This window comes from Paenalcaligenes sp. Me131 (assembly GCF_050487225.1).
GTDB lineage: Bacteria > Pseudomonadota > Gammaproteobacteria > Burkholderiales > Burkholderiaceae_B > Paenalcaligenes.
The window spans coordinates 468053-493568 of sequence record NZ_JBKQGY010000003.1 but is presented as its reverse complement, the minus strand read 5'-3'; the positions used below and the strand labels follow the sequence as shown (position 1 = coordinate 493568).

Here is a 25516-nt window from a genome sequence, read left to right as displayed (position 1 = left end):
TAATACCGGCGTCTTTGTAAGATTACCATGCTGCCGTGTAGGCAGCATGGTCACAAGACATTACTTGATGTCGCGCCAGTACGCTTTGTTTAGACGCCAGGCAACAAAGAAGAAGATTAACAAGAAGCCTATCACAGCATACCCAATTTTCTTACGGGTGTTTTGCACAGGTTCTGCCATCCACTGCATAAAGTTGCTGAGGTCAGCTACATCGCTAGCAAATTCTTTGGCTTGCGATGCATTCACAGGGGTGTACTTAACAGACTCACTGGCGCCGTCTTTGTAGTCGGCGGGCAGTGTTTCTTTTTTACTGCTAGAGAAACCGTACTGATCAAAGTTGGTCACAGTACGTACCCAAGATGTTTTTCCATCTGCGTCTACTGCTTCAGCAACAGTTGTGCGCTCTACTTGAGTGTGACCCTGACGTTGCCACAAGGCGTGCGGCATACCTACGCTTGGGAACACCAAGTTATCCCAACCAGTAGGACGATTTACGTCACGGTAAAACGTACGCAAGTACGTGTAGATGTAGTCAGTACCGCTTGGGCCCAAGTTGGTAGACAGGGCACGCGCAGTCACAGACAGGTCTGGAGGCGTAGCGCCAAACCATTGTTTACCGTCAGCAGGTGTCATGGCGATGGTCATTAAATCACCAACTTTTTCACCCGTGAACAGTAAGTTCTTGCGGATTTCTTCGTCTGTCAGGCCAATTTCCGTGAGCTTGTTGTAGCGCATGGAGTTGGCACTGTGACAGTTCAAACAGTAATTAACGAACAGCTTTGCACCGTTTTGCAGTGCAGGCATGTCGGTAATGCGATTAGGGGCGCTTTCCAACGGGTAGCCTGCTTCGGCGGCAACCGCCACCGAGCAAGACAGGGACAACGCCAAGATTCCAAATAGTTTCTTAATCATGGTCTATCCGTGTTGAGTCCTAGTGAGCGCGAAAGGTCACGCGATCCGGTACCTGCTTAAATGTACCCATGCGGCTCCACACAGGCATTAAGAAGAAAAATGCCAGATAGATAACGGTGCCAATTTGGCTCAGCAGGTTGAACAGGTCGTTTGGTGGTTGTGTACCTAGGTAACCCAGTATCACGAAGTTAATGAAGAAAATCGCGTACAGGAATTTGTGCCAGGTAGGACGGTAACGGATGGATTTCACTGGTGATGCATCTAGCCAAGGCAAGAAGAACAGAATCACTACAGCGCCACCCATGGAGACCACGCCCCAGAATTTCGCGTCAAAAATTTTCAGTGCTACAGCTACGCCCAACAGGATAACTGGTGCAATCAGGCGCAAAATACCGGGCTGACGGCTCTTGAAGAATAAGACCACAGCAGCCAATACCGCAGAACCAGCCAGAATCCATGTGAAATCGGCAGTCGTTGCACGCAACATGGAGTAGAACGGTGTGAAGTACCAAACCGGAGCAATGTGCGGAGGTGTCTTCATTGGGTCAGCTGGAATGAAGTTGTTGTATTCCAAGAAGTACCCGCCCATTTCTGGAGCGAAGAACAAAATAGCCGCAAACACGATCAGGAACCCAGCTACGCCCACGATATCGTGTACGGAGTAGTAAGGGTGGAAAGGAATGCCATCCAAAGGGTTGCCTTTGGCATCTTTGGGGCCTTCTTTGATTTCTACGCCGTCTGGGTTGTTAGAGCCTACTTCGTGCAGCGCGATGATGTGAGCAACCACCAGACCAATAATGGCCAAAGGAATCGCAATCACGTGCAAGGCAAAGAAGCGGTTCAGAGTAGCGTCAGACACTACGTAGTCACCACGGATCCAAATCGCCAACTCAGGGCCAATGAATGGAATGGCGGCAAACAAGTTCACGATCACCTGTGCACCCCAGTAGGACATCTGGCCCCACGGTAACAGGTAACCCAAGAAGGCTTCCGCCATCAAACAGAGGAACAGTGCCACACCGAAGATCCAGACCAGCTCACGAGGTTTGCGGTATGAGCCGTAAATCAGGCCGCGCAGCATGTGCAGGTATACCACCACGAAGAACATGGAGGCGCCGGTGGAGTGCATGTAACGGATGATCCAGCCACCCGGTACTTCGCGCATGATGTATTCCACCGAGGCAAAGGCCAAGGCAGCATCAGGCTTGTAGTTCATTACCAGGAAAATCCCGGTCACGATTTGAATGACCAGCACTAACAGTGCTAGCGAGCCAAAGAAATACCAGAAGTTGAAGTTCTTTGGCGCATAGTACTCCGACATATGCTCTTTAAAGAGTGACGACAGCGGAAAGCGTCTATCAATCCATCCTAAGAGACCTGTCGTTTCGACGGTTTTTTCACCAGCCATGAAACGGCTCCTTTAATCTTTGAAAATTGGTATGTCTTATGCCTTATTGTTTTCGTCCACACCAATCATGATGCGGTTGCCGTCGGCAGAAAACTCATAAGGAGGAATTTCCAGGTTATCGGGTGCAGGTTTATTCATGTAAACGCGCCCGGCTAGATCAAAGGTTGAACCGTGACAGGGGCACAGAAAACCGCCATCCCAGTCGCTGGGCAAACCAGGCTGGGCACCGGAATTCAGACGAGGGGTCGGGGAGCATCCAAGGTGAGTACAGATGCCGATACAGACAAAAATTTCTGGGCGGCGTGAGCGGTACTCGTTTTTGGCGTAGGCAGGAGTGAAACCAGGACGATTCGAATCCGGATCAGCCAGCTGGTTATCGTGCTTGCTTAGCTCGGCGAGTTGTTCTGGAGTGCGGTACATGATCCAAATAGGATTGCCGCGCCACTCTACAGTACGCATTTCGCCAGGAGCGAGTGTGGAGATATCTACTTCTACAGGAGCACCTGCAGCGCGGGCTTTGGCTGACGGGGCGAATGACCCGACAAACGGAACGGCGGCGCCAACCCCGGCGACACCTCCAACCGCACAGGCAGTAGTGACCCAGAAACGGCGCGAAGGATCGGCAGGCTTCTGCTCGTCGACCCCGTTTTGATCGGGCTGTGTCGTAATCTGACTCATTCTAGTATCCTTATTCCTACCCCCCTCGGGGCTTACCACAAAATTTACGGATTTTGGGTCTGGGTTAAGTTATATCAACCCGGTATTATAGCCATTACCCGTCACAAGTGACTTGATCAGAGAGGTTTATATGAGCAAAACCAGTGGTTTTATCAAAGAATTTAGGGAGTTCGCGGTAAAAGGCAACATGATCGACCTCGCCGTCGGTGTGATTATTGGCGGCGCGTTTGGCAAAATTATTGATTCACTGGTGAAAGACCTCTTCATGCCCATCATCAGCTTCGTGCTGGGCGGCGAAGTCGACTTCTCTAATCAATTCATTGTACTACGTTCACCTGAAGGTTATACAGGACCACAAACGCTGGAAGCATTGAATGAAGCAGGGGCTGTATTGCTGTCCTGGGGTAGCTTCCTCACGGTTTTCATCAACTTTGTCCTGTTGGCATTCGTGGTGTTCTTGATGGTGAAAATGGTGAATCGTATGCGCAATACGCTGATGGCTGAAGAGAAGGTAGAGGAAGCAGAAGCTCCTCCAGCACCTACTCCAGAGGATATCGTGTTGCTGCGTGAAATTCGTGACTCTTTGAAGACACGTGATTCTGCTCAGTAATGTCGTTATCTAGCGATAACGTCGCAAAAAAAGCCCCGAAAATCGGGGCTTTTTTGTTTTTGGTATTTTGTACTGTTCTTGCAACAGTTAGATGGGGTTATCCACGTCTACAAAGTCCACTTGGATGCCAAAACGCTGTGCAATAGCTTCGCCTAGTGCTTTGACGCCGTAGCGCTCGGTGGCGTGGTGCCCTGCCGCGATGAAGGCGGCACCCGTTTCGTGTGCCAGATGAAAGTTGGGTTCAGAAGCTTCTCCGGTGATGTAGACATCAGCGCCTGCATCCAGTGCCGCTTGCATATAACCTTGGGCTCCACCAGTACACCATGCAACAGTAGACACGCTTTGTTGCGGTGAACCTACAATTAATGGCTGTCGTTGCAACTGCTTGCAAACTAGTTGGCCCAAGCTTTCTAGGGTCTGAGGGTGCTTACTTTTGCCTAACCAGATGAGTCCGCCCGGGCCACAGGTGACTGGTTCGCCCTCATCATCGAAGGAAGGTTCTAGCTCTAGCACCTGTGCCAGTTGGGCGTTATTACCCAAGGTGGGGTGGGCATCTAGCGGTAAGTGGTACGCGAACAAATTCAGGTCGTGCTGCAACGTAGTCAGCAGGCGCTGCTTTTTGATGCCACGTATGCGAGCGTCTTCGTTTTTCCAGAACCAGCCGTGGTGCACCAATATGGTGTCGGCCCCCCGCTCTATGGCGGTGTCCAGCAGAGCTTGTGAGGCAGTTACACCTGTCACGATATGGCGAATGGTGTCGCGCCCTTCTACCTGTATGCCGTTGGGGCAGTAATCCGAAAAGCGGTGAGGCTGCAAGGTGGCAGTGAGCCAGTGCTCCAGTTCTGTTCGGGTGATCTGTGACATGGTGCTTCCATCAATAAACTAAGGTTGAACGTAGTGCTTAGGCCTGTACCAGTGGTGGCTGTGGGCGTTCGGCCAGTTTGCAGAATAACAGCGCCAGTAACGCACATCCAGCGATAGCTAGTGGCAATACGGCTGGGCCCTGACCAAAGAAGGCAATCACATACCCTGCCAGCGCAGAGATCAGGTATTGCAACGTGCCCATGAGCGCCGAGGCTACGCCTGCTTGCTTACCGCTATGGTGCATGGTCAATGCGGTCAGATTACCAAAAATTAGCCCCAGCGAACCAATGGCCAAAGCAATGAGCGTAGCATAGCTCCACAGTGACGCTAACCCTAGTTGTACGATGATGAACAATAAAGCACCACTCAGTAGGTGCAGACACAGACCTATGTACGTTACGCGGGTTTCGGCAAAGCCGCGCTTCAACAGTGAAGTGCTGAGTTGTCCACCTATAACGAGGCTCACGGCATTACCGGCGAATAGGTAGCTGAATACACTGGGCGTAAGGTCAAAATGCTGAGTAAAGATAAAGGCAGAATGACTGATGTACAAGAACAGGGACGATAATACGAAGCTGCCGGCCAGCGTATAGGCCATGAAAGTAGGTAAGCGTAGTTGCTGGCTGTACGAGCGCAAAATGCTGCTCAGGCTTAGACTGCTGCGTTGTTGGGCAGGTAGTGTTTCGGGTACGGTGACGATGCCCCAGATTAGACCTAGCACACCGATGCCTGCTAACGCCCAGAATATCAAACGCCAACTGCCCTGCTCTAGTAAAAATCCACCAATGATGGGGGCCAGAATGGGGGCAATCATCATGATCTGCATCAGCAGTGAAAAGATGGGAGCTGACTCAGCCAGCGTGCAGCGATCTGACACAATCGCACGTGGTGTGACTAAGCCTGCTGCGGCCCCCAACGCTTGTAAGAAGCGAGCCGTCAACAGCCACTCGATACTAGGAGCCAAGGCGGCAACGACTGAGCCAGCCACAAAAATCACTACCCCTATGAGCATAGGCAGTCTACGGCCATATCTATCCAGTAAGGGGCCGTAAGCAGCTTGGCCTACCGCCAACCCTATCAAGAAAATGGAGAGGGTTTGTTGTACTTGAGCGGCTGATACCCCAAAGCCGCGACCTATGGCGGGCATGCTGGGTAAATACATGTCTATGGCCATGGCATCCATGGCGGTAAACAAGGCAAGAAGCAGGATCAGGGAAAGAGATAGGCCGCCAGCGGCGGTATTGCGATGGGATGTCATGAAATTACAGCGTGTGCAAAGTGTGTTGCAAAGAGGTGGTGAGCAGCATTTCCAATGCAGATAACCTGCCTTGGAATTCTTGACCATTGGTGTAGACCAGTTTGACGTGCAAGCTGTCTACGATACCTAGGTAGGCTGAGCTGAATTGTGTGATAGCCCGGGTGTGAGTAGCTAGCGCAGGGTGCGCAGCTAGCAGAGTTTCACGAAAGCGATCATTCAGTAGCTGTAGGTAATCTTCATAGCCTTCGTCTAAGGCAGCTTTGAGTGATGCTGGCTGTAAGTAAGCTGCCAATAGCATGAAGCGCAGTGTGGGCGCTTTGATATAGCGCTCTTGCAAGCTCTGACAGTACTGCATACCTAACGGTGCGGTGTCACTGTGGCTGAAGCAGTGTTGAACATGTTCTAGCTCAACGGCCAACGCGCGGTTAAAGGCTGCTAGGTACAGCTCGTCTTTGCTTTTGAAGTGGGCATATAACGAGGCTTTACGTATACCGGCTGCGGCTGCGATTTCATTTAACGATGCACCATCGTAGTGGTGCTCAGAAAAATGCAGAATGGCGGCTTGGCATATACGTTCGGCAGACGGTGACAGTGCAGCAGGCATAGGAACAGTGCTTCAAGCATAAAGAAAAATCGTATTCTAGCATCACTACCTACCGATAGGTAGGTAAAAGAAGAAAGCGTGGGGATAAAACAAACAAGCCGCATAGTGCGGCTTGTTGAGGGGTGTTTAGGTTTCTAGTTCGCGTGATTCGGAGTCAGAATCCGCTTCGCGTTTTTTCATGAAGCTGGCAAAGATAATGCCTAGCTCGTAGAGCAAGCACAGTGGAGCGGCCAGCAAGAACTGGCTGACCACATCAGGTGGCGTGACCACGGCAGCGATAATGAACGCCCCTACAATCACATAACCACGTACTTCGCGTAGTTTGGCTACGCTAGTGATGCCGGTTTTTACAAGCAAAATAACAGCAATGGGCACTTCAAAAGTGATGCCGAAGGCCAAGAACATCGTCATCACAAAGTTCAGATAAGCTTCGATATCTGGTGCTGGTGTAATGGAGTCAGGCGCAAAGGTGGCAATAAAGTGGAAAACGGTTTTGAAGACCACAAAATAACAAAATGCCATCCCGGCGATAAATAGCACGGTACTCGAGAAGATCAGCGGTAAGGCTAGACGTTTCTCGTGTTTGTACAAGCCAGGGGCGACAAATGCCCACGCTTGGTACAGCACAATAGGTAGCGCCACCATAAAGGAGGCCAACAACGTTACTTTGACTGGCACCATAAAGGGCGTGATCACACCAGTGGCAATCATGCGTGTACCCTGCGGCAACGAGGCCAACATGGGTTGTGCCAGCACGTCGTAAATAACGGATGGCCCAGGGTACATAAACAGCACAAAAAATACGACCAGTACGCTCAACACGGCACGCATCAAGCGACTGCGTAACTCAACAAGGTGCGAGATAAAGGTATCGCCAGATTGCTCTTGGGTCATTCTTTGGCCTTACTAGCGTTGTCTGGCGTAGCTGCTGCTGCAGGTTTGGCTGCTTCAGCCGTTTCAGGTAATGCGGCTTTTTGCTCAGTCGCCGCAGCAGGTTCTGTTGGGGTGTCTAGCGGTTTGTGTAGATCCGCGAGGGCCTGTTGGGCTTCTGATAAAGGGTCTTTTATGGTGTTGACACTGTCGTTGACCGAGCTGCGCACTGAATTGGCGGCATCTTGCATCTGGTTTTTCAGTTTGTTGATTTCTTCCAGATCCATTTCACGCTGTATGTCCGATTTGACGTCGTTCATATAACGTTGAGCACGCCCCATCAAGTGCCCTACCGTACGCGCTACTTTGGGTAGACGTTCGGGACCGAGCACTATCAGAGCAACAACAGCAATCAGCAGTAATTCACTGAAACTAATGTCAAACATATACGTGGCAAAACCTTAAAAGGTGGAAACCTTAGGAATCCTGTTTTTCTTTGGCTTGCACATCAATGGTGGTGGTATCTTGCACTTTTTGAGTCACAGCTTCAGGCTGTTCGTCGGTTTGTGCATCTTTCATACCTTTTTTGAAGCCTTTGATTGCGCCGCCTAGGTCTTCACCTACGTTACGCAGTTTTTTGGTACCAAAAACCAGAGCGATGATGACTAGTACAACCAGCCAGTGCCAGATACTAAAACTTCCCATGTTTGTCTCCGCAAATTAGGCAACGGCGGTAGCCGTGGATTTCCAGGGGCGCTGACCCCCGATAATATGTACATGCAAGTGGCCAACTTCTTGACCACCATCGTTTCCACTGTTGACGACGACTCTAAAGCCACCCTCTGCACCCGGACGGCAACCGTTTTCGCTAGCGATTTGCGGTACTAAGGCCATCATCTTGCCTAGCCATGTGGCATCAGCAGAGGTGACATCTTGCAAGGATACAACGTGGTGACGTGGTACGAGCAGGATATGCACAGGAGCAACGGGATTGATGTCTTTGAAAGCGACAAATTCGTCGTTCTCGAAAACCTTGGCGGAAGGAATTGCACCTTCAATGATTTTACAGAACAGGCAGTTTTCGCTCATAACGTATAGACAAGAGAAAAAGAGAGGTCAAATCTTAGTTTACAGCACTTGATGGCTGCTGGTGTTTAGTCTTGCTTGCGCTGGGCTTTTTCTTCTAAGCCAGACAAACCTTGGCGGCGGGCCAGTTCAGCCAATACGGCTTCAGGGCGTATTTGGTAGTGAGTCAGTGCAACCAAGCAGTGAAACCAGAGATCAGCGGTTTCGGACACGATGCGGTCCGGCGTATTGTCTTTGGCTGCCATCACCAGTTCACAGGCTTCCTCGCCTATCTTTTTCAGAAATGCGTCTGGCGCATTCGCGGTAGCGAGTAAACGTGCGCTGTATGAGGTTTGTGGGTCGCCGCCATTGGCAGGTAGACGAGTTTCCAGCAAATCAGCCAATTGGCTGAGTACATCACGATAATCGGTGGTCATTGGTAAATAGTGGAAGGGTCTTTTAATACTGGATCTACAGTCTTCCAGTAGGTACGGCCTTGTTCATCGGATTCCAGGCGCTGATAAAAGCAGCTTTCCCGGCCTGTGTGACAGGCAATGCCGCCCAGTTGTTCTACGCGCAGCAAAATCACATCACCATCACAGTCTAGCCGAATTTCTTTTAAGTTTTGTGTATGCCCAGATTCTTCACCTTTACGCCACAAACGTTGGCGAGAGCGTGACCAATACACAGCACGATTGGTCGCCACGGTTTCCGCCAACGCTTCGCGGTTCATCCAGGCCACCATCAAAATGGCGCCTGTGTGGGCGTCTTGGGCAATGGCAGGGATTAAACCCTGCTCATCGAAATGCACTTGAGACAGCCAGTCTTGGGTCATGTTATGTCCTAACCTGAATGCCACGCTCGGCCAAATAGGCTTTGGCTTGTGGGATGGTGTAGGTGCCATAGTGGAAAATGCTAGCAGCCAAGACGGCGCTGGCACCACCTTGCAGTACACCTTCAGCCAAGTGCTCAAGCGTACCCACACCACCAGAGGCAATCACGGGAATAGCAACAGCATCCGACACAGCGCGGGTGAGTTCTAGGTCAAAGCCGGATTTGGTGCCGTCTTTGTCCATGCTGGTGAGCAACAGCTCCCCTGCTCCCAATTTGGCCATGCGTTGCGCCCATTCCACCACATCAATGCCAGTGCCTTTTTTACCGCCGTGGGTGTGTACTTCCCAACGAGCAGGTTCACCCGCAGCAGACACGCGACGGGCATCAATAGCGACAGTCAAACACTGCGAGCCATAATGATCCGCCGCAGCACGTACCAAATCAGGGTTCGCGACAGCAGCGCTGTTAATGGACACTTTGTCAGCACCTGCATTCAGCAAACGCTGAATGTCGCCGACTTCGCGTACACCACCACCAACGGTCAGAGGGATGAATACTTGGCTCGCGACGGCTTCGATAATAGGCAGAATCAGGTCGCGGTTTTCTGTGGTGGCTGTAATATCCAGCAAGGTGATTTCGTCAGCACCTTGCTCGTTGTAACTGCGCGCGATTTCAACAGGGTCACCTGCATCCACCAAGTCCACAAAATTCACGCCTTTGACTACACGGCCTGCGTTGACATCTAGGCAAGGAATAATGCGGCAGCTGTGGGTGTTGGTTTCACTCATGCGTCGTACTCGTCAGCGAAGTTTTGAGCTTCTGCGAAATCCAACGTGCCTTCGTACAGGCTGCGGCCCAAAATCACACCTTCAATGCCTTCGTGCTCTACTTCGCACAAGGCTTCGATGTCTTTCAGGTTGGCCACACCGCCGGAAGCGATGATAGGAATGCTCACGTGGCGAGACAGAGCAACGGTGGCTTCAATGTTGACGCCGCTTAGCATGCCGTCTCTACCGATGTCGGTGTAGATGATGGACTCGCAACCGTAGTCTTCGAATTTCTTGGCAATATCTAATACGTCGTGGCGGCTCAGTTTGCTCCAGCCATCAGTAGCGATTTTACCGTCGCGTGCGTCCAAGCCTACGATGATTTGGCCAGGGAACGCGCTGCAAGCATCACGCAGAAAACCGGGGTTTTTAACGGCGGCAGTACCGATGATGACGTAGCTCAGACCTTGGTCCAAATAGGCTTCGATGGTGTTCAAGTCACGAATACCACCACCAATTTGTACAGGGATTTCTTCGTCAACAGCAGCCAAAATGGATTTGATCGCGGCTTGGTTCACAGGTTTGCCGGATACAGCACCGTTCAAATCCACCAGATGCAGGCGTCGTGCTCCTTGGTCTAGCCATTGTGCTGCCATGGCACCGGGGTCGTCGGAGAATACGGTAGCGTCATCCAGGTCGCCCTGGCGTAGGCGTACACAACGCCCGTCTTGTAGGTCGATGGCGGGGATTAAAAGCATGATCTCTAGCGTTAATGTCTAAATGGTAAACGAAAAGAAAAAGCCGCGATGCGGGTAAAGTTACGGTTTCCAGTGTGCAAAATTGTGCAATAACTGTAAACCAGACTGTGCACTTTTTTCTGGATGAAACTGCACAGCGAAAATATTGTCTTTTGCGACTGCACTGGTGAAAGCATAACCATAATGGGTGCTTCCTGCGCATAGTGTAGTGGCAACTGGCTTTACGTAATAGCTATGAACAAAATAAAAGTAGCTATTTTGCGCTATATCTACCCATAACGGATGCGGCTGTTGCTGAAAAACTTGATTCCAGCCCACATGAGGGATTTTCAGCCCTTGGCGTTGATGTTCTGGGTGATAAAAAGCCGGACCGTGAAAGCGTACCACATCACCTTCAAAGAGGTTCAGGCAGTCAGTGTTGCCTTCATCACTATGGCTGAACAGCATTTGTTCACCTACACAAATACCTAGCAACGGTTTGAGGTGGGCTTGTTCACGTAAGCAGTGTAGTAGTCCGGATTGTTGTAAAGACTGCATGCAGTCAGGCATGGCGCCTTGTCCGGGGAGTACTAGCCTATCGGCTTGTTGTAGTTGTGCGGGGGTGCTGGCCAGTAAGATGGTGGCCTCGGGGGCTGCTGCTTGAAGGGCACGGGCAACAGAATGTATGTTGCCCATGCCGTAATCGACGATAGCGATCGTACTCACGATGGATAGCCAGAGAGTGAGGGTTAGAGTACGCCCTTAGTGGAGGGGATGATGCCTTCACTGCGTGGGTCTACTTCCAGTGCCATACGCAATGCGCGGCCAAAGGCCTTGAAAATGGTTTCGCACTGGTGATGTGCGTTTTCGCCACGTAGATTATCAATGTGTACGGTAGCGTTGGCTTTGTTCACAAAGCCTTGGAAGAACTCGCGGGCGAGGTCCACATCAAAATTACCGATACGGGCACGGGTGTAATTTACGTAGTAAAACAGACCAGGACGGCCGGAGAAATCAATGACTACACGGCTCAAGGACTCGTCCAGAGGCACATAAGCATGGCCATAACGGCGCAGACCAGCCTTGTCGCCTACGGCTTCAGCAAAGGCTTGGCCTAGAGCAATGCCAATGTCTTCCACAGTGTGGTGATCATCAATGTGGGTATCGCCATCACAGAAAACGTCTAGGTCAATTAGGCCATGACGGGCGATCTGGTCCAGCATGTGGTCCAGAAAAGGTACGCCACTGTTTAGGCTATGGCGTCCGGTACCATCAATATTGATGGCAACACGGATACGGGTTTCATTGGTATTACGGGAAACTTCAGCTGTACGCATAACAAAACGGTAACCAGACCGGGGTTAAGGTTTGAGCCTGTACTCTGCGCTGGCAGCGTGGGCAAATAGCCCTTCGCCTTTAGCGAGTGTAGCGGCAATAGGGCCTAGCGTTTGAGCGCCGGCCTGCGAGACATTAATCATGCTGCTGCGTTTCTGGAAATCATACACACCTAATGGGGATGAGAAACGCGCGGTGCGCGATGTGGGCAGTACGTGGTTAGGGCCTGCGCAGTAGTCGCCTAGCGACTCTGAGCTGTAATGGCCCATGAAAATAGCGCCCGCATGGCGAATTTTTTGCGCCCAACGCTCGGGTTCCAGTGTGGAAATTTCCAAGTGTTCAGCGGCAATGTGGTTAGCAACGTTACATGCTTCATCCATGTCGCGTACCAAGATCAACGCGCCACGGTCTTTCAGACTTTGGCGAATGATGGCTTCACGCGGCATGGTGGTGATGAGTTCGGCGATAGCGGCTTCTACTTTGTCTAAGTAGGCGGCGTCAGGGCACAGCAAAATGGATTGTGCCAGTTCGTCATGCTCGGCTTGCGAGAACAAGTCCATCGCTACCCATTCAGCGGGTGTGCTGCCGTCAGCGATGATCAGAATTTCGCTAGGGCCAGCAATCATGTCTATGCCCACAATACCAAACACACGACGTTTAGCTTCTGCTACATAAGCGTTACCTGGGCCAACAATTTTGTCCACAGGCTGAATGGTTTGTGTGCCGTACGCCAATGCAGCCACGGCTTGTGCGCCACCAATGGTGTACACCTTATCCACACCCGCTAATGCCGCTGCAGCCAGTACCAACTGGTTGCGCTCGCCTTTAGGGGTGGGGGTAACCATCACCAACTCTTTCACGCCGGCCACTTTGGCGGGCATGGCGTTCATTAATACGGAAGATGGGTAGGCAGCCTTACCACCGGGTACGTACAACCCTACGCGATCCAGTGGTGTAATTTTTTGGCCTAACACCGTGCCATCGGCTTCGGTGTAGGACCAATCGCTTGCGCGTTGTTTCTCGTGATACAGACGTACACGTTCGGCGGCTTGTTCTAGCGCGTTACGTTGTTCAGCAGGCAGAGTGTTCAGTGCGTGCTGCAACTCGTCGGCAGAAATGACCAAATCAGCGATAGAGTGTGCTGGTACATGATCAAAACGCTGCGTGAACTCTAGTAACGCCTCGTCACCACGATGCTGCACAGCATGCAGAATGGTTTTACAGGCTTGCTCGATGGAATCATCTTGTGTGGCTTCATAAGCCAGCAAGTCGCGCAGCTCTTGGTCGAACTGGGCAGATGTCGTGCTCAAACGGCGAATCATGGACATGGTGCAAATCAAAAGAGAAACAACGGGGTACAGTTTAGTGTATCCGAGATCGTCTAGTTCTGGGGTGGTTCAACCGCTGCACGCATAAAAGCGTTGATCAGAGGCTGCAGTTCAGTCTGACGGGTTTTCATGGCGGCTTGGTTGATAATGAGGCGCGAGGAAATCTGAGCGATTTCTTCTACTTCTTCCAAGTGGTTGGCACGTAAGGTGCTACCGGTGGAAACCAAGTCAACAATGGCGTCAGCTAACCCGACTAACGGAGCCAGCTCCATAGAACCGTACAATTTGATCAAGTCTACGTACACCCCTTTGGACGCGAAGTGTTCACGTGCGGCACGGGTGTATTTGGTAGCGATACGCAGGCGTGAACCTTTGCGTACGGCGTTGTCGTAATCAAAGCCTTCGGCCACGGCCACACTCATGCGGCAACGGGCAATGTTCAGGTCAATGGGCTGATAAATACCGCCAGGATGATGCTCACTGTGTTCGTACAGTACGTCTTTACCCGCAATACCAATATGTGCAGCACCGTATTGCACATACGTAGGTACGTCGGTGGCGCGCACAATGATGATTTGCAGATCAGGTGAGTTGGTAGGCAGAATCAGCTTGCGTGATGTTTCTGGGCTTTCCAACACCTTGATGCCGGCTTCTTCCAGCAAAGGCAGGGTTTCATCAAAAATCCTGCCTTTGGAAAGTGCCAAGGTCAGAGGACGATTTGCACTGGCTGGGCTCATTCTTCTTCCTTCGTTAGACGCTCAATGCGGGCGCCTACAGCTTGCAGTTTAGATTCCATGCGATCGTAGCCACGATCCAAGTGGTAAATGCGTTCGATGATGGTGTCGCCTTTGGCAGCAAGACCGGCAATCACCAAGCTGGCGGATGCACGTAGGTCAGTAGCCATGACGCGCGCGCCCAATAACTGGCTTACACCCGTCACCACAGCAGCGTTACCGTCGATCTCGATCTGTGCACCTAAGCGGATCAGCTCTTGTACGTGCATGAAACGGTTTTCAAAGATGGTTTCTACGACCATAGCAGTGCCGTCAGCAATGGTATTTAACGCCATTAACTGCGCTTGCATGTCGGTAGGGAAACTTGGGTATTCGCTAGTACGGAAACCTGTAGCTTTAGGGCGACCATGCATCGTGCCACGTACCCAATCTGGGCCAGTGTCAATGTGCAGGCCAGCTTCGCGTAGCTTGTCTAGGGTCGCGCCCAATGTATCAGGGCAAGCGTGACGCAGCATCAAATCACCACCTGTGGCGGCAACAGCGCACAAGAAGGTGCCCGCTTCAATGCGGTCAGGCATGATGGTGTGTTCAGCACCGTGCAGACGTTCTACACCTTGAATGGTGATGCGATCCGTACCGTGGCCACTGATTTTCGCACCCATGGCGATCAGCAGTTCGGCCAAGTCTACGATTTCTGGTTCGCGGGCTGCGTTTTCCAGAATGGTTTCGCCGTCGGCCAATGTGGCGGCCATCAACAGGTTCTCGGTACCAGTCACCGTCACCATGTCAGTACGGATCACTGCACCTTTTAGGCGTTTGGCTTTGGCAACCACGAAACCGTGTTCAATGTGGATGTCTGCACCCATGGCTTCCAAGCCCTTGATGTGCTGATCCACAGGGCGTTGGCCAATGGCACAACCGCCTGGCAAACTCACACGAGCTTCACCAAAGCGAGCCAGCAAGGGGCCCAGCACCAAGATGGAAGCACGCATGGTTTTCACCAGCTCGTAAGGGGCTTCCAGGCTATGCAGTTCGTTGGCGCGTATGGTTACGCTTTCGGCGTTGCGCTCTACATGAGCACCCAACTGATTTAGCAGTTTCAGGGTGGTGTCAATGTCGCGCAGTTCTGGCGCGTTATGCAGCGTAATCGTATCGCTGGTCAGTAACGTGGCACAGAGTATAGGCAGGGCGGCATTTTTGGCACCGGATACGGTGATCTCTCCGTTTAAACGTTGACCACCGGTGATGCGCAGTTTATCCATTCTGTTCAGCCTTGTATTCTTCGGGGGTAAGAGTGCGCATGGACAAAGCATGGATTTCAGCATCCATGCGGTTTCCCAATGCTTTGTATACGCGTTGGTGGCGAGCGATAGCGCGCTTGCCTTCAAATTCACGGCTTACGATGATGGCCTCAAAGTGGGCACCATCGCCAGTGACTTCGACGTGTTCACAGTCAAGGTTGTCGGCAATGTACTGGCGTACGAGTTCAGGTGTCGGCAACATAATTAATTCCGTAATTTATAGCCCGAAATGAGCATGCGTAGCAGGATCAGGCACAGTACGACAAACACGGACCCAACCACGGCCAGACTGTGCCAAGGGGAGGCATCTGAGACGGCAAAAAAGCCGTAACGGAAACCATCGATGGTGTAGAAAATCGGGTTCCAGTGCGACACTGTCTGCCAAAAAGGTGGCAGGCTGTGTATGGAATAGAACACGCCGGACAAAAAGGTCGCTGGCATGATCAGGAAGTTCTGGAACACTGAGAGTTGATCAAATTTTTCAGACCACAGGCCCGCAATTATACCCAGAGCACCCATGACGCCACAGGATAAAATCGCGAAAGTTAGTACCCAAACGTAGCTGTGGATTTGCAGGGGGATGAAAAATAGCGAGACCACACCAATGGCGATGCCCACGACTAAGCCACGAATAATGGATGCTAATAAATAGGCGGCAAAAATATCCCAATGCGATAAAGGAGGGAGCAAGATAAAAATCAGGTTCCCACCCATACGGCTTTGTACTAATGATGAAGAGGGGTTTGCAAAGGCGTTTTGCAGCATGCTCATCATCATCAAGCCGGGGATCAGAAAGGCGGTATACGGGATTTTGTCGTATACGTTTACACGCCCTTCCAAAATATGCGCGAACACCAGCAAATACAGCAAGGCAGACAATACTGGGGCTGCCATGGTTTGGCCGCCTACTTTCCAAAAGCGTTTCAGCTCTTTGAACAACAGCGTAGGGAAACCAGAGCCGCCTGGTTGTGTTTGCAGCGGTGGTAAGGAGTCTTGCGCCAGTTGTGTCAGGCTGTCTTGGTCAGGAACACCCCAGCGCTTAGTGGGCGTAGGTTGTGTGCTCATGCCAGTGCCTCATTCAGTTGTTCGCCATGCATGATACGTACAAACGCTTCTTCTAGGTCGTGGCTACCGGCATTTTTCAGCAGGTTGGCGGTGGTGTCTAGCGCGATGATTTCACCGGCTTTGAGCATGGCAATGCGTCCACACAGTGCCTCGGCCTCTTCCAAGTAGTGGGTAGTCAACAAAATCGTATGGCCAGCGCGATTAAGACGTGAAATGAATTCCCACAGATTACGGCGTAAATCTACGTCTACCCCTGCGGTAGGTTCATCCAGAATGATCACGGGCGGTTTGTGCACCAGCGCTTGGGCCACCAATACACGGCGTTTCATCCCACCGGACAGAGCGCGCATATTGGAATTTGCCTTATCGCTCAAGCCTAAATGGTGCAGGATTTCGTCAATCCAATCGTCGTTGTTGCGTAGCCCAAAGTAGCCAGACTGCAAACGCAGGGTTTCACGTACAGTGAAAAAAGGGTCATACACCAGTTCTTGGGGCACTACACCTAATGCACGTCTAGATTGTCTGTACTCGCTTTGCACATCGTAGCCATACACCTTGGCAGTGCCTTGGGTGGCTTTGGTAATGCCGGCCAAAATGGAAATCATGGTGGTTTTGCCTGCGCCGTTAGGGCCTAGCAAACCAAAAAACTCTCCGGGCTCAATGCGCAGAGAGACATCCTTCAGAGCCTGAAAAGGGGCTGCTTCTGCAGCTTTGGACGAGCGCAAAAACGGCAGCTTGTGGCGTTTAGGGCTGAAGGTTTTGGAAACGTTTTCAAGCAGAATGGCAGACATGAAAGCACAAAGAGTCGGGCTTATTGGTAAACCCGACTCTGCATAGAGTTAGGATCGGAAAAACAGAGGTGATCCGATCAAGTGTAGCGCAGGATCAGCGGTTTTGCTGATTCAGAGCGTTGATCAGACCATCGATGCCGTTTTGAGCAATCTGGTCATTGAACTGGTTGCGGTAATTCTGGATCAGCCAGATGTTTTCCACGTTCAGGTCATAGACTTTCCAGCCTTCAGGGGTTTTTTCCAGACGGTAATCAACGGCAACAGCAGGGCCATTGCTTTGATTGATCATGGAGCGCACAACGACGTCGTTTGCATTGGCATCGCCACGGAATGGCTGCATGGAAATGCTGGATTTATCGTCCACTTTGGTCATGGCACCGCTGTAGGTGCGGATCAAGGTGTTTTTGAACGCATTAATCAGATTTTGACGTTGCTCAGGTGTGGCGGTGCGCCAGTGTCTACCTGCTGCCAGACGGGTGGTTTTTTCAAAATTGACGTAAGGCAGGATGTGCGTTTCTATGAGAGCTTTGACCGCTTCACGATCGCCTTGGCGGGCGGCATCGTCATTTTTTACAGCGTTCAGTGCTGTGCTGGCCACGGCTTCTACGAAGTCTTGTGGTGCGCTGGTCGCATCAATGGTTTGTGCGCTGGACAATGGGCTAAACAGTGTCAGGCTAAATGCCATGAGCAACAGAGCGGGTAATCTAAAAATAGTAGTAAGCATCATTGTTTCAACCTTCAGTCTTGTACAGTGGCAGGAGCTGTAGTGGTAGACGTATCATCGTCGTAGTCGTCATCGTCGCCGTAATCAGGCAAGGCAGCATCGCCAGCAGAGCCACCATTCAGACGGCTTTCTACCATGGCGTCACGGCGCTGCAAGTAGGCGTCACGGATGAAACTGTAGCGATCTAGCGCTACATCATTAACGAGCTCGTCTGCATCAAGCAGATTGGCGCGCATGTTGATGATATACAGCCCCATTAGCGAGTTACGTACAGGTACATTTTTAATCGCCATGATTGGGATGACTTCGGTCAGGCTATCTGCGCCTACCAATACTGTAGCGTAGCCAGCGGTATCACGTAATGTGCTTGGGCCTAGCAGTGGTAACTCAATGTACGGACCTGTTGGAATGCCCCAAACGCCCAAGGTAGTACCGAAGTCGTTAGGAATACGTCTGGAACCCATTTCGGATGCCACGTCGAAACAGCCGCCTATACCCATTGTGGTATTGAACAGTACACGACCCAGCGTATTGAAGAAGTCGTGTGGACGGCCTTGCAAGAAGCTGTTGGCGGCAGACCATATATCACCCAAGTTATTGAACATGTTACGGAAACAGTTCTGCGCAGGTTGCGGTGTCAGGGTGTGGTAGGCTGACGCGATAGGACGGAACAATGCTTGATCAATGTTGTAGTTGATCGCATACATGGTCCGGTTATAGCTTTCGAAGGGATCGCGAGGATTGGGGTTGTTCACGGTCGCACAGCCGCTCACCAACGCCAGCGCAGCCAAGGTGGAACCAATGGCTAAAGGACGCTTATAGAGAGGGGGTGAAGCTTGCTGTGTAACGTTCATGATCAAAAATCCGAGATAAAGAAAGACAAAGATACCAGATGCTGGAGCCCTATATATAGCAAAAGGACCGTAGAGTCGTTTTTTGGACGCACTCTCTAGGCGGGGGTGTAATGGTTATTCGCTAGCTTTGTCATAGAGGAACTTACTGATGAGCTCTTCTAGCACTACCGCACTCTGCGTGTAAGGAATGACGCTGTCGTTATGCAACGCATCGTCACTGCCACCAGGGGTGAGGCCAATGTATTGTTCGCCCAACAGACCAGAAGTCAGGATGGAAGCGGAACTGTCATCAGGGAACTGGTAACGGTCTTCTAGCTCCATAGTGACTAAGGCTTTGAAGTCTTCGTTATCAAAAGCGATATTGGTGACGCGGCCGACCACCACACCACTGCTTTTGATGGGCGCGCGTACTTTCAGGCCACCCAAGTTATTGAACGAGGCTTGTACTTGGTAGGTAGGCGCAAAGGAGAAAGAGCTCAGGTTACCTGCGCGTAGTGCCAGAAAGGCTAAGGCTACCAAGCCAATCAGCACAAACAGGCCTACAAGAAAATCAGATCTTTCGCGTGACATGATACGTATCCGTAAAAAATTAATTGCTGAACATCAGTGCTGTAAGCAGGAAATCCAAACCGAGCACGGCTAAGGAGCCGGCGACCACTGTACGGGTCGTGGCACGGGAAACACCTTCAGGTGTTGCTTTGGCTGTCCAGCCTGTATATAAGGCGATCAGCGTGACTACCAAACCGAACACAATGCTTTTGATAACGCCGTTGAGGACGTCATCAAAAATATCAACGCCAGACTGCATCTGTGACCAGAACGAGCCTGGATCAATGCCAATCATGGGCACACCTACAATCCAGCCGCCGATGACACCAACGGCTGAGAATACGGCAGCGAGTATAGGCATGGCGATCATGCCGCCCCAGAAGCGAGGTACCAATACACGGCGTATAGGGTCTACGGCCATAACTTCCATGGCAGTGAGCTGTTCACCTGCTTTCATCAGCCCGATTTCAGCAGTTAAGGACGTACCGGCGCGACCTGCAAATAAGAGTGCGGTCACCACAGGCCCTAGCTCGCGGCTTAATGACAATGCCACCAAGAGCCCTAGTGCTTCTTCGGAACCATAGCGGCTCAGCGTGTAATAGCCCTGCAACCCCAGCACGAACCCTACAAACAGGCCGGAGATGGCGATAATTAGCAGGGAGTAATTCCCGATAAAGTGAATTTGTTGCGACACCAAACCTGGGCGTTTCAGGGCAATGCCGGACCGCGCCAGAATGGCAAATAGCAAACGTGTAAAAGCACCCAAACCATGAATGCTCAGTCTGACAAAGCGGCCTAGCGCTGTGATGGGGGAGAGCAGTTTTATCATGGGCGGCGTTGTTGTGTATTTAACCAGTCGTTAAATGCGGGCGTCACGGGGTAGTTGAAGGCAATAGGGCCATCAGGTTCGCCATGCAAGAACTGGGCAATGTAAGGATCTGTCGATTTTTCGAGTTCGGCAGGAGCACCATGCCCAATCAACTTACCTTGTCCGACGATGTACACGTGATCAGCAATGGCAAAGGATTCCGGGACGTCGTGCGTAATCAGCACGGACGCGCAATTTAGCTTATCGGTAAGGTCGCGTATGAGTTGTGCCGTAATACCCAGAGAGATAGGGTCTAAACCAGCAAACGGTTCATCATACAAAATGAGCTCAGGCTCAAGCACAATGGCTCGGGCCAAGGCTACACGGCGTGCCATACCGCCAGAGATTTCGGCGATTTGTAGGTGTGCCGCCGCACGTAGCCCTACTGCGTCTAGTTTGCCTAGTACGCGTTCTAGTATTTGTTCTTCGGATAGGTCTGTGTGTTCGCGAAGGGGAAAGGCTACGTTTTCAAAGACATTCAGGTCAGTGAATAGCGCGCCTTGTTGGAACAACACACCCATGCGCTGCCTAGCGTGGCGCACTTGCTGGTCGTTAAGCATGGCTAAATCGTCGCCAAACGCATAGACCTTGCCGCTTTGCGCCACAATTTGGCGTGTGGCAGCACGCATCAGTGTGGTTTTCCCTGAGCCAGAACCACCCATCATGGCCACGACTTGGCCACGCTTAACTTCAATATCAATCTCGCTCAGGACGGTGAACTTACCGTAACCTAGCGAAGCAGATTCGAACTTCAGCAACGTATCAGAAGAAGAGCTGTTCATGAAATGCAGTGAAAATCCAGTGATGGTGCATTGTAACGTTTTACGTTGCGCAACAGGAGACGCAGCCAACGCGTGACGTAGTTAAGTGAAACTGTACCGAAGCGGCTCTATCTCTGGCAAGCCTGGAACGTGTATAAACGTAAACTCGTCAACACACGTCATGGATTGATACTAATCGCAAAAAAAGTGTAAGCCTAACCTACAGTGGGGTACTGTGTAGCTCTGTTTGCCTCATTGAGAGGTTAAGCTCGTAGTGTAAAGAGTATCAGCGCAGCGGAGAGAAGTAACCATGCAGAAAAGCAAAGTTTTAGGTAAATGGCTACACCTAGTGTGCTTGGCCTGTGCTCCTTTGATGGCAGGGGCAGCGCCTACTGAGATACAGGTAGTGCACGATGGCAAAGACAATGGCTTTGACAACAAAGTGGTGGAGTTTTGGGCAGAACTACTGCAAGAGCGCAGTGGGGGGGATGTAGTGCTGCGTTACGACCCTAAGGATGATGTCACTACCGAGCAAGCATTGACAGATATTGCCGAGGGCAAAAATGTAGTCGCGTTGGTGGCGTTACCCGTGCTGGCAAATTACGCGGTGAATCAAGAAATGATGAGTATTCTGCCTACCGAAGGTAGTGATACGCTGTTTACTGCTTACAGTCAGGCGTTGCGCGATCAAGGGATGCGTGTGGTGATGAAAAATTACTACAACGGTGCGCCTTTGTTTTTAGCGAAGAAACCGTTAAATAACCTGCGCGATGTGGCAGGGTTGCGCATTGCGACAGTGAATGACCCTATTCAGCAAAAATTGCTGGATGATCAAAAAGCCACAGCAGTCGTGTTGAAGCCCGACGAAGTATCCGCCGCCTTAACCTATGGCACGGTGGATGGTGCAGCAGGCGACTTATTTACGCTCTATGAACATGGCTGGTATGAGCCAGCAAAATACCTATCGGCTGTTGGCGCCACGTCTACGATCCGTGTGTGGTTGGGCAGCGAAAGTTTCCTGAGCGGGTTGTCGCCAGAGGTTCAAGAGATGCTCGCCAGTACGGCTCAAGACGCTGGGATACTTAGCCACGAATTAGCCGAGAAATACACTGACGAGATCAAGCAAGAACTTCGGGATGGGGGGGTGCAGATGATCGGGTTTGATGCACTTGATACGACGCTCAAGAATGGTCGTGAAGATGGTGTAAACAAAGACTTGTATCGTATGCCCGCTGCAACAACGATGACCCCATAAAGCAGTTCGGGTATAGTGGAAAAGTCACAATTGAACAATGCGTGCACGTGACGGTATTACACAATATTTATTAATGCATAACGGGACAAACATGTACGAAAAGCTGGCTTTATATATCAATGGTCAATTTGTAGAGGCCGATGGGCGGGAGACCATGCCGGTAGTGAATCCGGCCACACAAGAGGTTCTGGGTCAGTTGCCTATGGCGACGAAGGCAGACTTGGATCTGGCGTTGGAATCTTCAGCAAAAGCATTTGAGAGCTGGAAAAAATCCTCTCCCATGCAGCGCTCAGAGATTTTGCGTAAAGTAGCCCAATTGTCACGTGAGCGTGCTCAGGAAATTGGTCGCAATATTACGCAAGATATGGGTAAGCCTGTGGCTGAAGCGGTGGGTGAAGTCGTAGCATGTGCTGATCATGCTGACTGGCATGCTGAAGAATGCCGCCGTATTTATGGCCGTATCGTACCTGCGCGTAATCCCGATGTGCGTCAGATGGTTCTGCGTGAGCCTATTGGTGTTTGCGCCGCATTTTCGCCATGGAACTTCCCGTATAACCAAGCCATCCGCAAAATCTCTGCAGCGATTGGTGCGGGTTGTACCATCATTTTGAAAGGCCCAGAAACAGCACCTAGCGCTGTGATGGCAATTGCTAAAGCCTTCCACGATGCCGGTTTGCCTCCAGGCGTGCTGAACATTGTTTGGGGTGATCCACCGTTTATTTCCGACTACCTGATCCGCTCATCTATAGTGCGCAAGATCTCCTTCACAGGTTCGGTGGCAGTGGGTAAACAATTGGCTGCGTTGGCCGGCGCACATATGAAGCGCTCCACCATGGAATTGGGTGGCCATTCTCCAGTGCTGGTGTTTGAAGATGCTGATGTAGATCGTGCTGCTAAACAGTTGGCTAACTTTAAAGTGCGTAATGCCGGTCAGGTGTGTGTATCGCCTACCCGTTTTTACGTACATAAAAACGTGTACGACCGTTTCTTGGCTGAGTTTGTTGATGCGCTGAAACAAGTACGTGTGGGCAATGGTTTAGATGCAGACACGCAGATGGGGCCTCTGGCTAACCAGCGTAGCGTGCCACGCATGGCGCGTTTCGTGGAAGACGCCGTACAGCACGGCGGTAAAGTGGTACTGGGTGGCGAAAAACTGGAAGGTATTGGTAACTTCTTCCCGCCTACCGTGATTACAGGTTTGAGCGACGACTCTATGTTGATGACCGAAGAGCCTTTCGGCCCTGTAGTACCAGTGGTGCCATTCTCGGATACGGATGACGTGATCCGTAAAGCCAACCACTTGCCCTTTGGTTTGTCGTCTTACGTCTTCACGAACTCCCTGCACACGGCGCATTTGGCAGCGACAGGCATTGAGTCGGGTATGGTCAACATTAACCACTTCGGTAGTGCCCTGCCAGAAACACCATTTGGCGGTGTGAAAGACAGTGGTATCGGTAGCGAAGGCGGTACAGAAACCTTTGACGGGTATCTGGTGACTAAGTTTGTGACACAAATCTAAGGCATTACACGCTACACAACACAACGCCCACAAGGATGACTCCTGTGGGCGTTGTGCTTTCTGTGTGAGCTATACAGTTGCCTGCGTGTGCGGGCAACTGTAGGGGTACTTTAGATATGGGCATCCACGGCTGGGGCGTCAGGGTCTGCGCTCAGTTGTGTGTCTTTGTTGGCACCGTTAAAGAACAGGTTCAACGCTACTGCACAAATGGAGGTCAGCAAAATACCGGACTCAATCAGTGGACCTAAGCTTTCAGGCATCCATTGTTTGAAATGCGGAGCCACCAGTGGGATCATGCCAAAGCCAATTGAAATCGCCACAATCATCGCGTTGTTACGGTTGCTGGTGTAATTCACCTGCGACAAGATACGAATACCTGTAGCAGTCACCATACCAAACATCACGATACCGGCACCGCCGAGTACGGCAGTAGGTAGCGATTCAACCAAGGCAGCAATTTTTGGTAGCAAGCCTAAGATAATCAGAATCACACCCGCGGCCACACATACAAAACGGCTACGAATACCGGTGACAGCCACCAAGCCTACGTTTTGCGAGAAGCTGGAGTACGGGAAGGTGTTAAAAATACCGCCCACAATAGTACCCAAACCATCTGTACGTAGACCGGCTGCCAATTCGCGTTGGGTAATCTTCTTGCCTGTCATGTCACTCAAGGCCAAGAACATACCCGTGGATTCGATCAGCACCACAATCATGACTAATGTCATTGTCATGATGTAGAGCAGGTTGAATTTAGGCATGCCGAAGTGGAAAGGCAGCACAATATCCACCCACGGTGCAGCGGCGACCTTCTCATAGGTCATCATGCCAATGGCGGTAGCCACAATGGCGCCGATGATAATGCCCATCAATACTGCTACGTTAGCCATAAAGCCACGGCAGAATTTGGCAATCAGCAAAATGGATAGCAGCACGATAGCCGAGATGCTCAGGGCTGGCATGGCAGCGTAGCGTGGGTTAGGTACGGATGCGGCAAGCACTAGACCATCGGGTGGGGGCGGCAATGCCGAACCCGGTGCGGCGGCTTGTTGCACTGCTTGCAGCCATGCGATGTGATTGGGGTCTACGATTTGTGGCGCGGTAGGCCCTACAGGGTTACCAAAGATCCAGTTGATCCCCACACGCATCAAGGTGATACCAATCATGGTGATGATGGTGCCAGTCACTACAGGCGGGAAGAAACGTAAGAGCCTACTGACTATAGGCGCAATAAGCACGGTGATAATCCCCGCGCCAATAATCGTGCCAAACAGCAGTTGGGCCCCCTCGTGCCCAGGATTGGCATGTGCCATGGACACCATAGGGCCAACGGCAGCAAAGGTAACACCCATCATGACAGGTAGGCGTATACCTAGCCATTGCGTGGCGCCTAAGGACTGTATGATGGTGATTACACCGCACACGAATAAGTCGGCGGCTATCAGTAAAGATACTTCTTCAGGGCTAAGGTTTAGCGCTCTACCCACAATCAGAGGTACAGCAACCGCACCGGCGTACATGACTAGTACGTGTTGTAAGCCTAATAAGCCTAGTTTCCCTGGTGGTAACAGCTCATCCACAGGCGCTACTTTTGCATGTGTCTCCATGTAGCAGTCTCCATTTTATTTGTGATAACCATAATCAGGTATGGCATATGACTGTAATGGGGTAAAGTCTGTAGGGCTATACAGCAAAGCAGATATAGAGCTCTTGTTTTTGTATATAGTCAGGGGAAAACCCTAAAGAAAATCAGCTATTTAGCGCTGTGGCTGGGGAATTTGAGGGAAAACCCTGTTAGGCCAGAGAAGCGGTGTATTGTGTGCCG

General features: G+C 51.3%; 31 protein-coding genes. 3 read left to right on the top strand and 28 right to left on the bottom strand.

The genetic code is table 11. From position 1 onward, the window contains the following. Nucleotides 1-60: 60 nt before the first annotated feature. From ACLPHM_RS14025 to petA, 3 genes are read right to left on the bottom strand one after another with little or no spacing between them, the layout of a single operon-like run. Nucleotides 61-912: a cytochrome c1 gene (locus tag ACLPHM_RS14025; protein ID WP_430221841.1), complete on the bottom strand. Its 852-nt coding sequence runs from the start codon at nt 910-912 to the stop codon at nt 61-63. Between the two features lie 19 nt (nt 913-931). Continuing rightward, nucleotides 932-2320 (bottom strand): cytochrome b, encoded by a 1389-nt coding sequence (locus ACLPHM_RS14020; RefSeq protein WP_135861428.1) that lies wholly within the window; start codon nt 2318-2320, stop codon nt 932-934. A gap of 36 nt (nt 2321-2356) precedes the next feature. Continuing rightward, nucleotides 2357-2998, bottom strand: coding sequence for a ubiquinol-cytochrome c reductase iron-sulfur subunit (gene petA, locus ACLPHM_RS14015; RefSeq protein ID WP_430221840.1), 642 nt, complete (start codon nt 2996-2998; stop codon nt 2357-2359). A 130-nt stretch (nt 2999-3128) separates the two neighbouring features. Here petA and mscL point away from each other — a divergent pair, with 130 nt between their 5' ends. After that, on the top strand, nt 3129-3608 hold the full coding sequence (mscL, locus tag ACLPHM_RS14010; protein WP_430221839.1) for a large conductance mechanosensitive channel protein MscL: 480 nt from the start codon (nt 3129-3131) through the stop codon (nt 3606-3608). An 87-nt stretch (nt 3609-3695) separates the two neighbouring features. Here mscL and ACLPHM_RS14005 read toward each other — a convergent pair whose 3' ends face one another. From ACLPHM_RS14005 to ACLPHM_RS13890, 24 genes are all read right to left on the bottom strand, one after another. Continuing rightward, complete coding sequence (locus tag ACLPHM_RS14005) at nt 3696-4472, bottom strand: Nif3-like dinuclear metal center hexameric protein (protein ID WP_430221838.1); 777 nt, start codon at nt 4470-4472, stop codon at nt 3696-3698. Between the two features lie 37 nt (nt 4473-4509). Then, nucleotides 4510-5730: a multidrug effflux MFS transporter gene (locus ACLPHM_RS14000; RefSeq protein WP_430221837.1), complete on the bottom strand. Its 1221-nt coding sequence runs from the start codon at nt 5728-5730 to the stop codon at nt 4510-4512. A 4-nt stretch (nt 5731-5734) separates the two neighbouring features. After that, nucleotides 5735-6334, bottom strand: a complete 600-nt coding sequence (locus tag ACLPHM_RS13995) for a TetR/AcrR family transcriptional regulator (RefSeq protein ID WP_430221836.1) — start codon at nt 6332-6334, stop codon at nt 5735-5737. A gap of 126 nt (nt 6335-6460) precedes the next feature. Beyond that, nucleotides 6461-7228, bottom strand: a complete 768-nt coding sequence (gene tatC / locus ACLPHM_RS13990) for a twin-arginine translocase subunit TatC (protein WP_430221835.1) — start codon at nt 7226-7228, stop codon at nt 6461-6463. Further along, complete coding sequence (tatB, locus tag ACLPHM_RS13985; RefSeq protein WP_430221834.1) at nt 7225-7650, bottom strand: Sec-independent protein translocase protein TatB; 426 nt, start codon at nt 7648-7650, stop codon at nt 7225-7227. Before tatB ends, tatC begins: the two co-directional genes overlap by 4 nt. Nucleotides 7651-7681: 31 nt before the next feature. Beyond that, complete coding sequence (gene tatA / locus ACLPHM_RS13980; RefSeq protein WP_430221833.1) at nt 7682-7909, bottom strand: Sec-independent protein translocase subunit TatA; 228 nt, start codon at nt 7907-7909, stop codon at nt 7682-7684. Between the two features lie 15 nt (nt 7910-7924). Beyond that, nucleotides 7925-8293, bottom strand: coding sequence for a histidine triad nucleotide-binding protein (locus tag ACLPHM_RS13975; RefSeq protein WP_430221832.1), 369 nt, complete (start codon nt 8291-8293; stop codon nt 7925-7927). 65 nt (nt 8294-8358) lie between these two features. Continuing rightward, entirely contained in the window at nt 8359-8706 is a 348-nt protein-coding gene (locus tag ACLPHM_RS13970; protein ID WP_430221831.1) for a phosphoribosyl-ATP diphosphatase, read from the bottom strand. Then, nucleotides 8703-9104 carry a phosphoribosyl-AMP cyclohydrolase gene (gene hisI / locus ACLPHM_RS13965; RefSeq protein ID WP_430221830.1) on the bottom strand — a complete coding sequence of 134 codons (402 nt, stop codon included), beginning with the start codon at nt 9102-9104 and terminating at the stop codon, nt 8703-8705. The genes ACLPHM_RS13970 and hisI overlap by 4 nt, the downstream gene beginning before the upstream one ends. A 1-nt stretch (nt 9105) precedes the next feature. Further along, nucleotides 9106-9891, bottom strand: coding sequence for an imidazole glycerol phosphate synthase subunit HisF (gene hisF, locus ACLPHM_RS13960; protein WP_430221829.1), 786 nt, complete (start codon nt 9889-9891; stop codon nt 9106-9108). Beyond that, nucleotides 9888-10628 (bottom strand): 1-(5-phosphoribosyl)-5-[(5-phosphoribosylamino)methylideneamino]imidazole-4-carboxamide isomerase, encoded by a 741-nt coding sequence (gene hisA / locus ACLPHM_RS13955; RefSeq protein ID WP_430221828.1) that lies wholly within the window; start codon nt 10626-10628, stop codon nt 9888-9890. The genes hisF and hisA overlap by 4 nt, the downstream gene beginning before the upstream one ends. Before the next feature lie 60 nt (nt 10629-10688). Continuing rightward, entirely contained in the window at nt 10689-11333 is a 645-nt protein-coding gene (gene hisH, locus ACLPHM_RS13950; protein ID WP_430221827.1) for an imidazole glycerol phosphate synthase subunit HisH, read from the bottom strand. A 23-nt stretch (nt 11334-11356) separates the two neighbouring features. Then, entirely contained in the window at nt 11357-11944 is a 588-nt protein-coding gene (hisB, locus tag ACLPHM_RS13945) for an imidazoleglycerol-phosphate dehydratase HisB (RefSeq protein WP_430221826.1), read from the bottom strand. Between the two features lie 24 nt (nt 11945-11968). Further along, nucleotides 11969-13270: a histidinol dehydrogenase gene (gene hisD / locus ACLPHM_RS13940; RefSeq protein ID WP_430221825.1), complete on the bottom strand. Its 1302-nt coding sequence runs from the start codon at nt 13268-13270 to the stop codon at nt 11969-11971. Between the two features lie 53 nt (nt 13271-13323). Continuing rightward, nucleotides 13324-14007: an ATP phosphoribosyltransferase gene (hisG, locus tag ACLPHM_RS13935; protein ID WP_166406694.1), complete on the bottom strand. Its 684-nt coding sequence runs from the start codon at nt 14005-14007 to the stop codon at nt 13324-13326. Next, nucleotides 14004-15266 carry a UDP-N-acetylglucosamine 1-carboxyvinyltransferase gene (gene murA, locus ACLPHM_RS13930; RefSeq protein ID WP_430221824.1) on the bottom strand — a complete coding sequence of 421 codons (1263 nt, stop codon included), beginning with the start codon at nt 15264-15266 and terminating at the stop codon, nt 14004-14006. Before murA ends, hisG begins: the two co-directional genes overlap by 4 nt. Further along, nucleotides 15259-15507, bottom strand: coding sequence for a BolA family protein (locus ACLPHM_RS13925; RefSeq protein ID WP_135861409.1), 249 nt, complete (start codon nt 15505-15507; stop codon nt 15259-15261). The genes murA and ACLPHM_RS13925 overlap by 8 nt, the downstream gene beginning before the upstream one ends. 2 nt (nt 15508-15509) lie before the next feature. Beyond that, the gene (locus ACLPHM_RS13920) at nt 15510-16316 is read right to left on the bottom strand and encodes an ABC transporter permease (RefSeq protein ID WP_430222024.1); all 807 of its coding nucleotides are present in this window, start codon (nt 16314-16316) and stop codon (nt 15510-15512) included. Nucleotides 16317-16366: 50 nt separating this feature from the next. Next, nucleotides 16367-17161: an ABC transporter ATP-binding protein gene (locus ACLPHM_RS13915; protein ID WP_430221823.1), complete on the bottom strand. Its 795-nt coding sequence runs from the start codon at nt 17159-17161 to the stop codon at nt 16367-16369. A 94-nt stretch (nt 17162-17255) separates the two neighbouring features. After that, a complete protein-coding gene (locus ACLPHM_RS13910; protein ID WP_430222023.1) occupies nt 17256-17885 on the bottom strand; it encodes an MlaC/ttg2D family ABC transporter substrate-binding protein in 630 nt (209 codons plus the stop codon). Nucleotides 17886-17899: 14 nt separating this feature from the next. Continuing rightward, nucleotides 17900-18739, bottom strand: coding sequence for an MlaA family lipoprotein (locus ACLPHM_RS13905; protein ID WP_430221822.1), 840 nt, complete (start codon nt 18737-18739; stop codon nt 17900-17902). 114 nt (nt 18740-18853) lie between these two features. Then, on the bottom strand, nt 18854-19309 hold the full coding sequence (gene mlaD / locus ACLPHM_RS13900) for an outer membrane lipid asymmetry maintenance protein MlaD (RefSeq protein WP_430221821.1): 456 nt from the start codon (nt 19307-19309) through the stop codon (nt 18854-18856). 19 nt (nt 19310-19328) lie between these two features. Then, nucleotides 19329-20117, bottom strand: a complete 789-nt coding sequence (gene mlaE / locus ACLPHM_RS13895) for a lipid asymmetry maintenance ABC transporter permease subunit MlaE (protein WP_430221820.1) — start codon at nt 20115-20117, stop codon at nt 19329-19331. Next, nucleotides 20114-20938, bottom strand: a complete 825-nt coding sequence (locus ACLPHM_RS13890) for an ABC transporter ATP-binding protein (protein WP_430221819.1) — start codon at nt 20936-20938, stop codon at nt 20114-20116. Before ACLPHM_RS13890 ends, mlaE begins: the two co-directional genes overlap by 4 nt. A 289-nt stretch (nt 20939-21227) precedes the next feature. Here ACLPHM_RS13890 and dctP point away from each other — a divergent pair, with 289 nt between their 5' ends. Together dctP and ACLPHM_RS13880 are read left to right on the top strand one after the other, a co-directional pair. Continuing rightward, nucleotides 21228-22172, top strand: a complete 945-nt coding sequence (gene dctP, locus ACLPHM_RS13885; protein WP_430221818.1) for a TRAP transporter substrate-binding protein DctP — start codon at nt 21228-21230, stop codon at nt 22170-22172. A gap of 91 nt (nt 22173-22263) precedes the next feature. Continuing rightward, on the top strand, nt 22264-23691 hold the full coding sequence (locus tag ACLPHM_RS13880; RefSeq protein WP_430221817.1) for an NAD-dependent succinate-semialdehyde dehydrogenase: 1428 nt from the start codon (nt 22264-22266) through the stop codon (nt 23689-23691). A 110-nt stretch (nt 23692-23801) separates the two neighbouring features. Here ACLPHM_RS13880 and ACLPHM_RS13875 read toward each other — a convergent pair whose 3' ends face one another. Beyond that, complete coding sequence (locus ACLPHM_RS13875) at nt 23802-25298, bottom strand: nucleobase:cation symporter-2 family protein (RefSeq protein ID WP_430221816.1); 1497 nt, start codon at nt 25296-25298, stop codon at nt 23802-23804. Nucleotides 25299-25516: the final 218 nt, after the last annotated feature.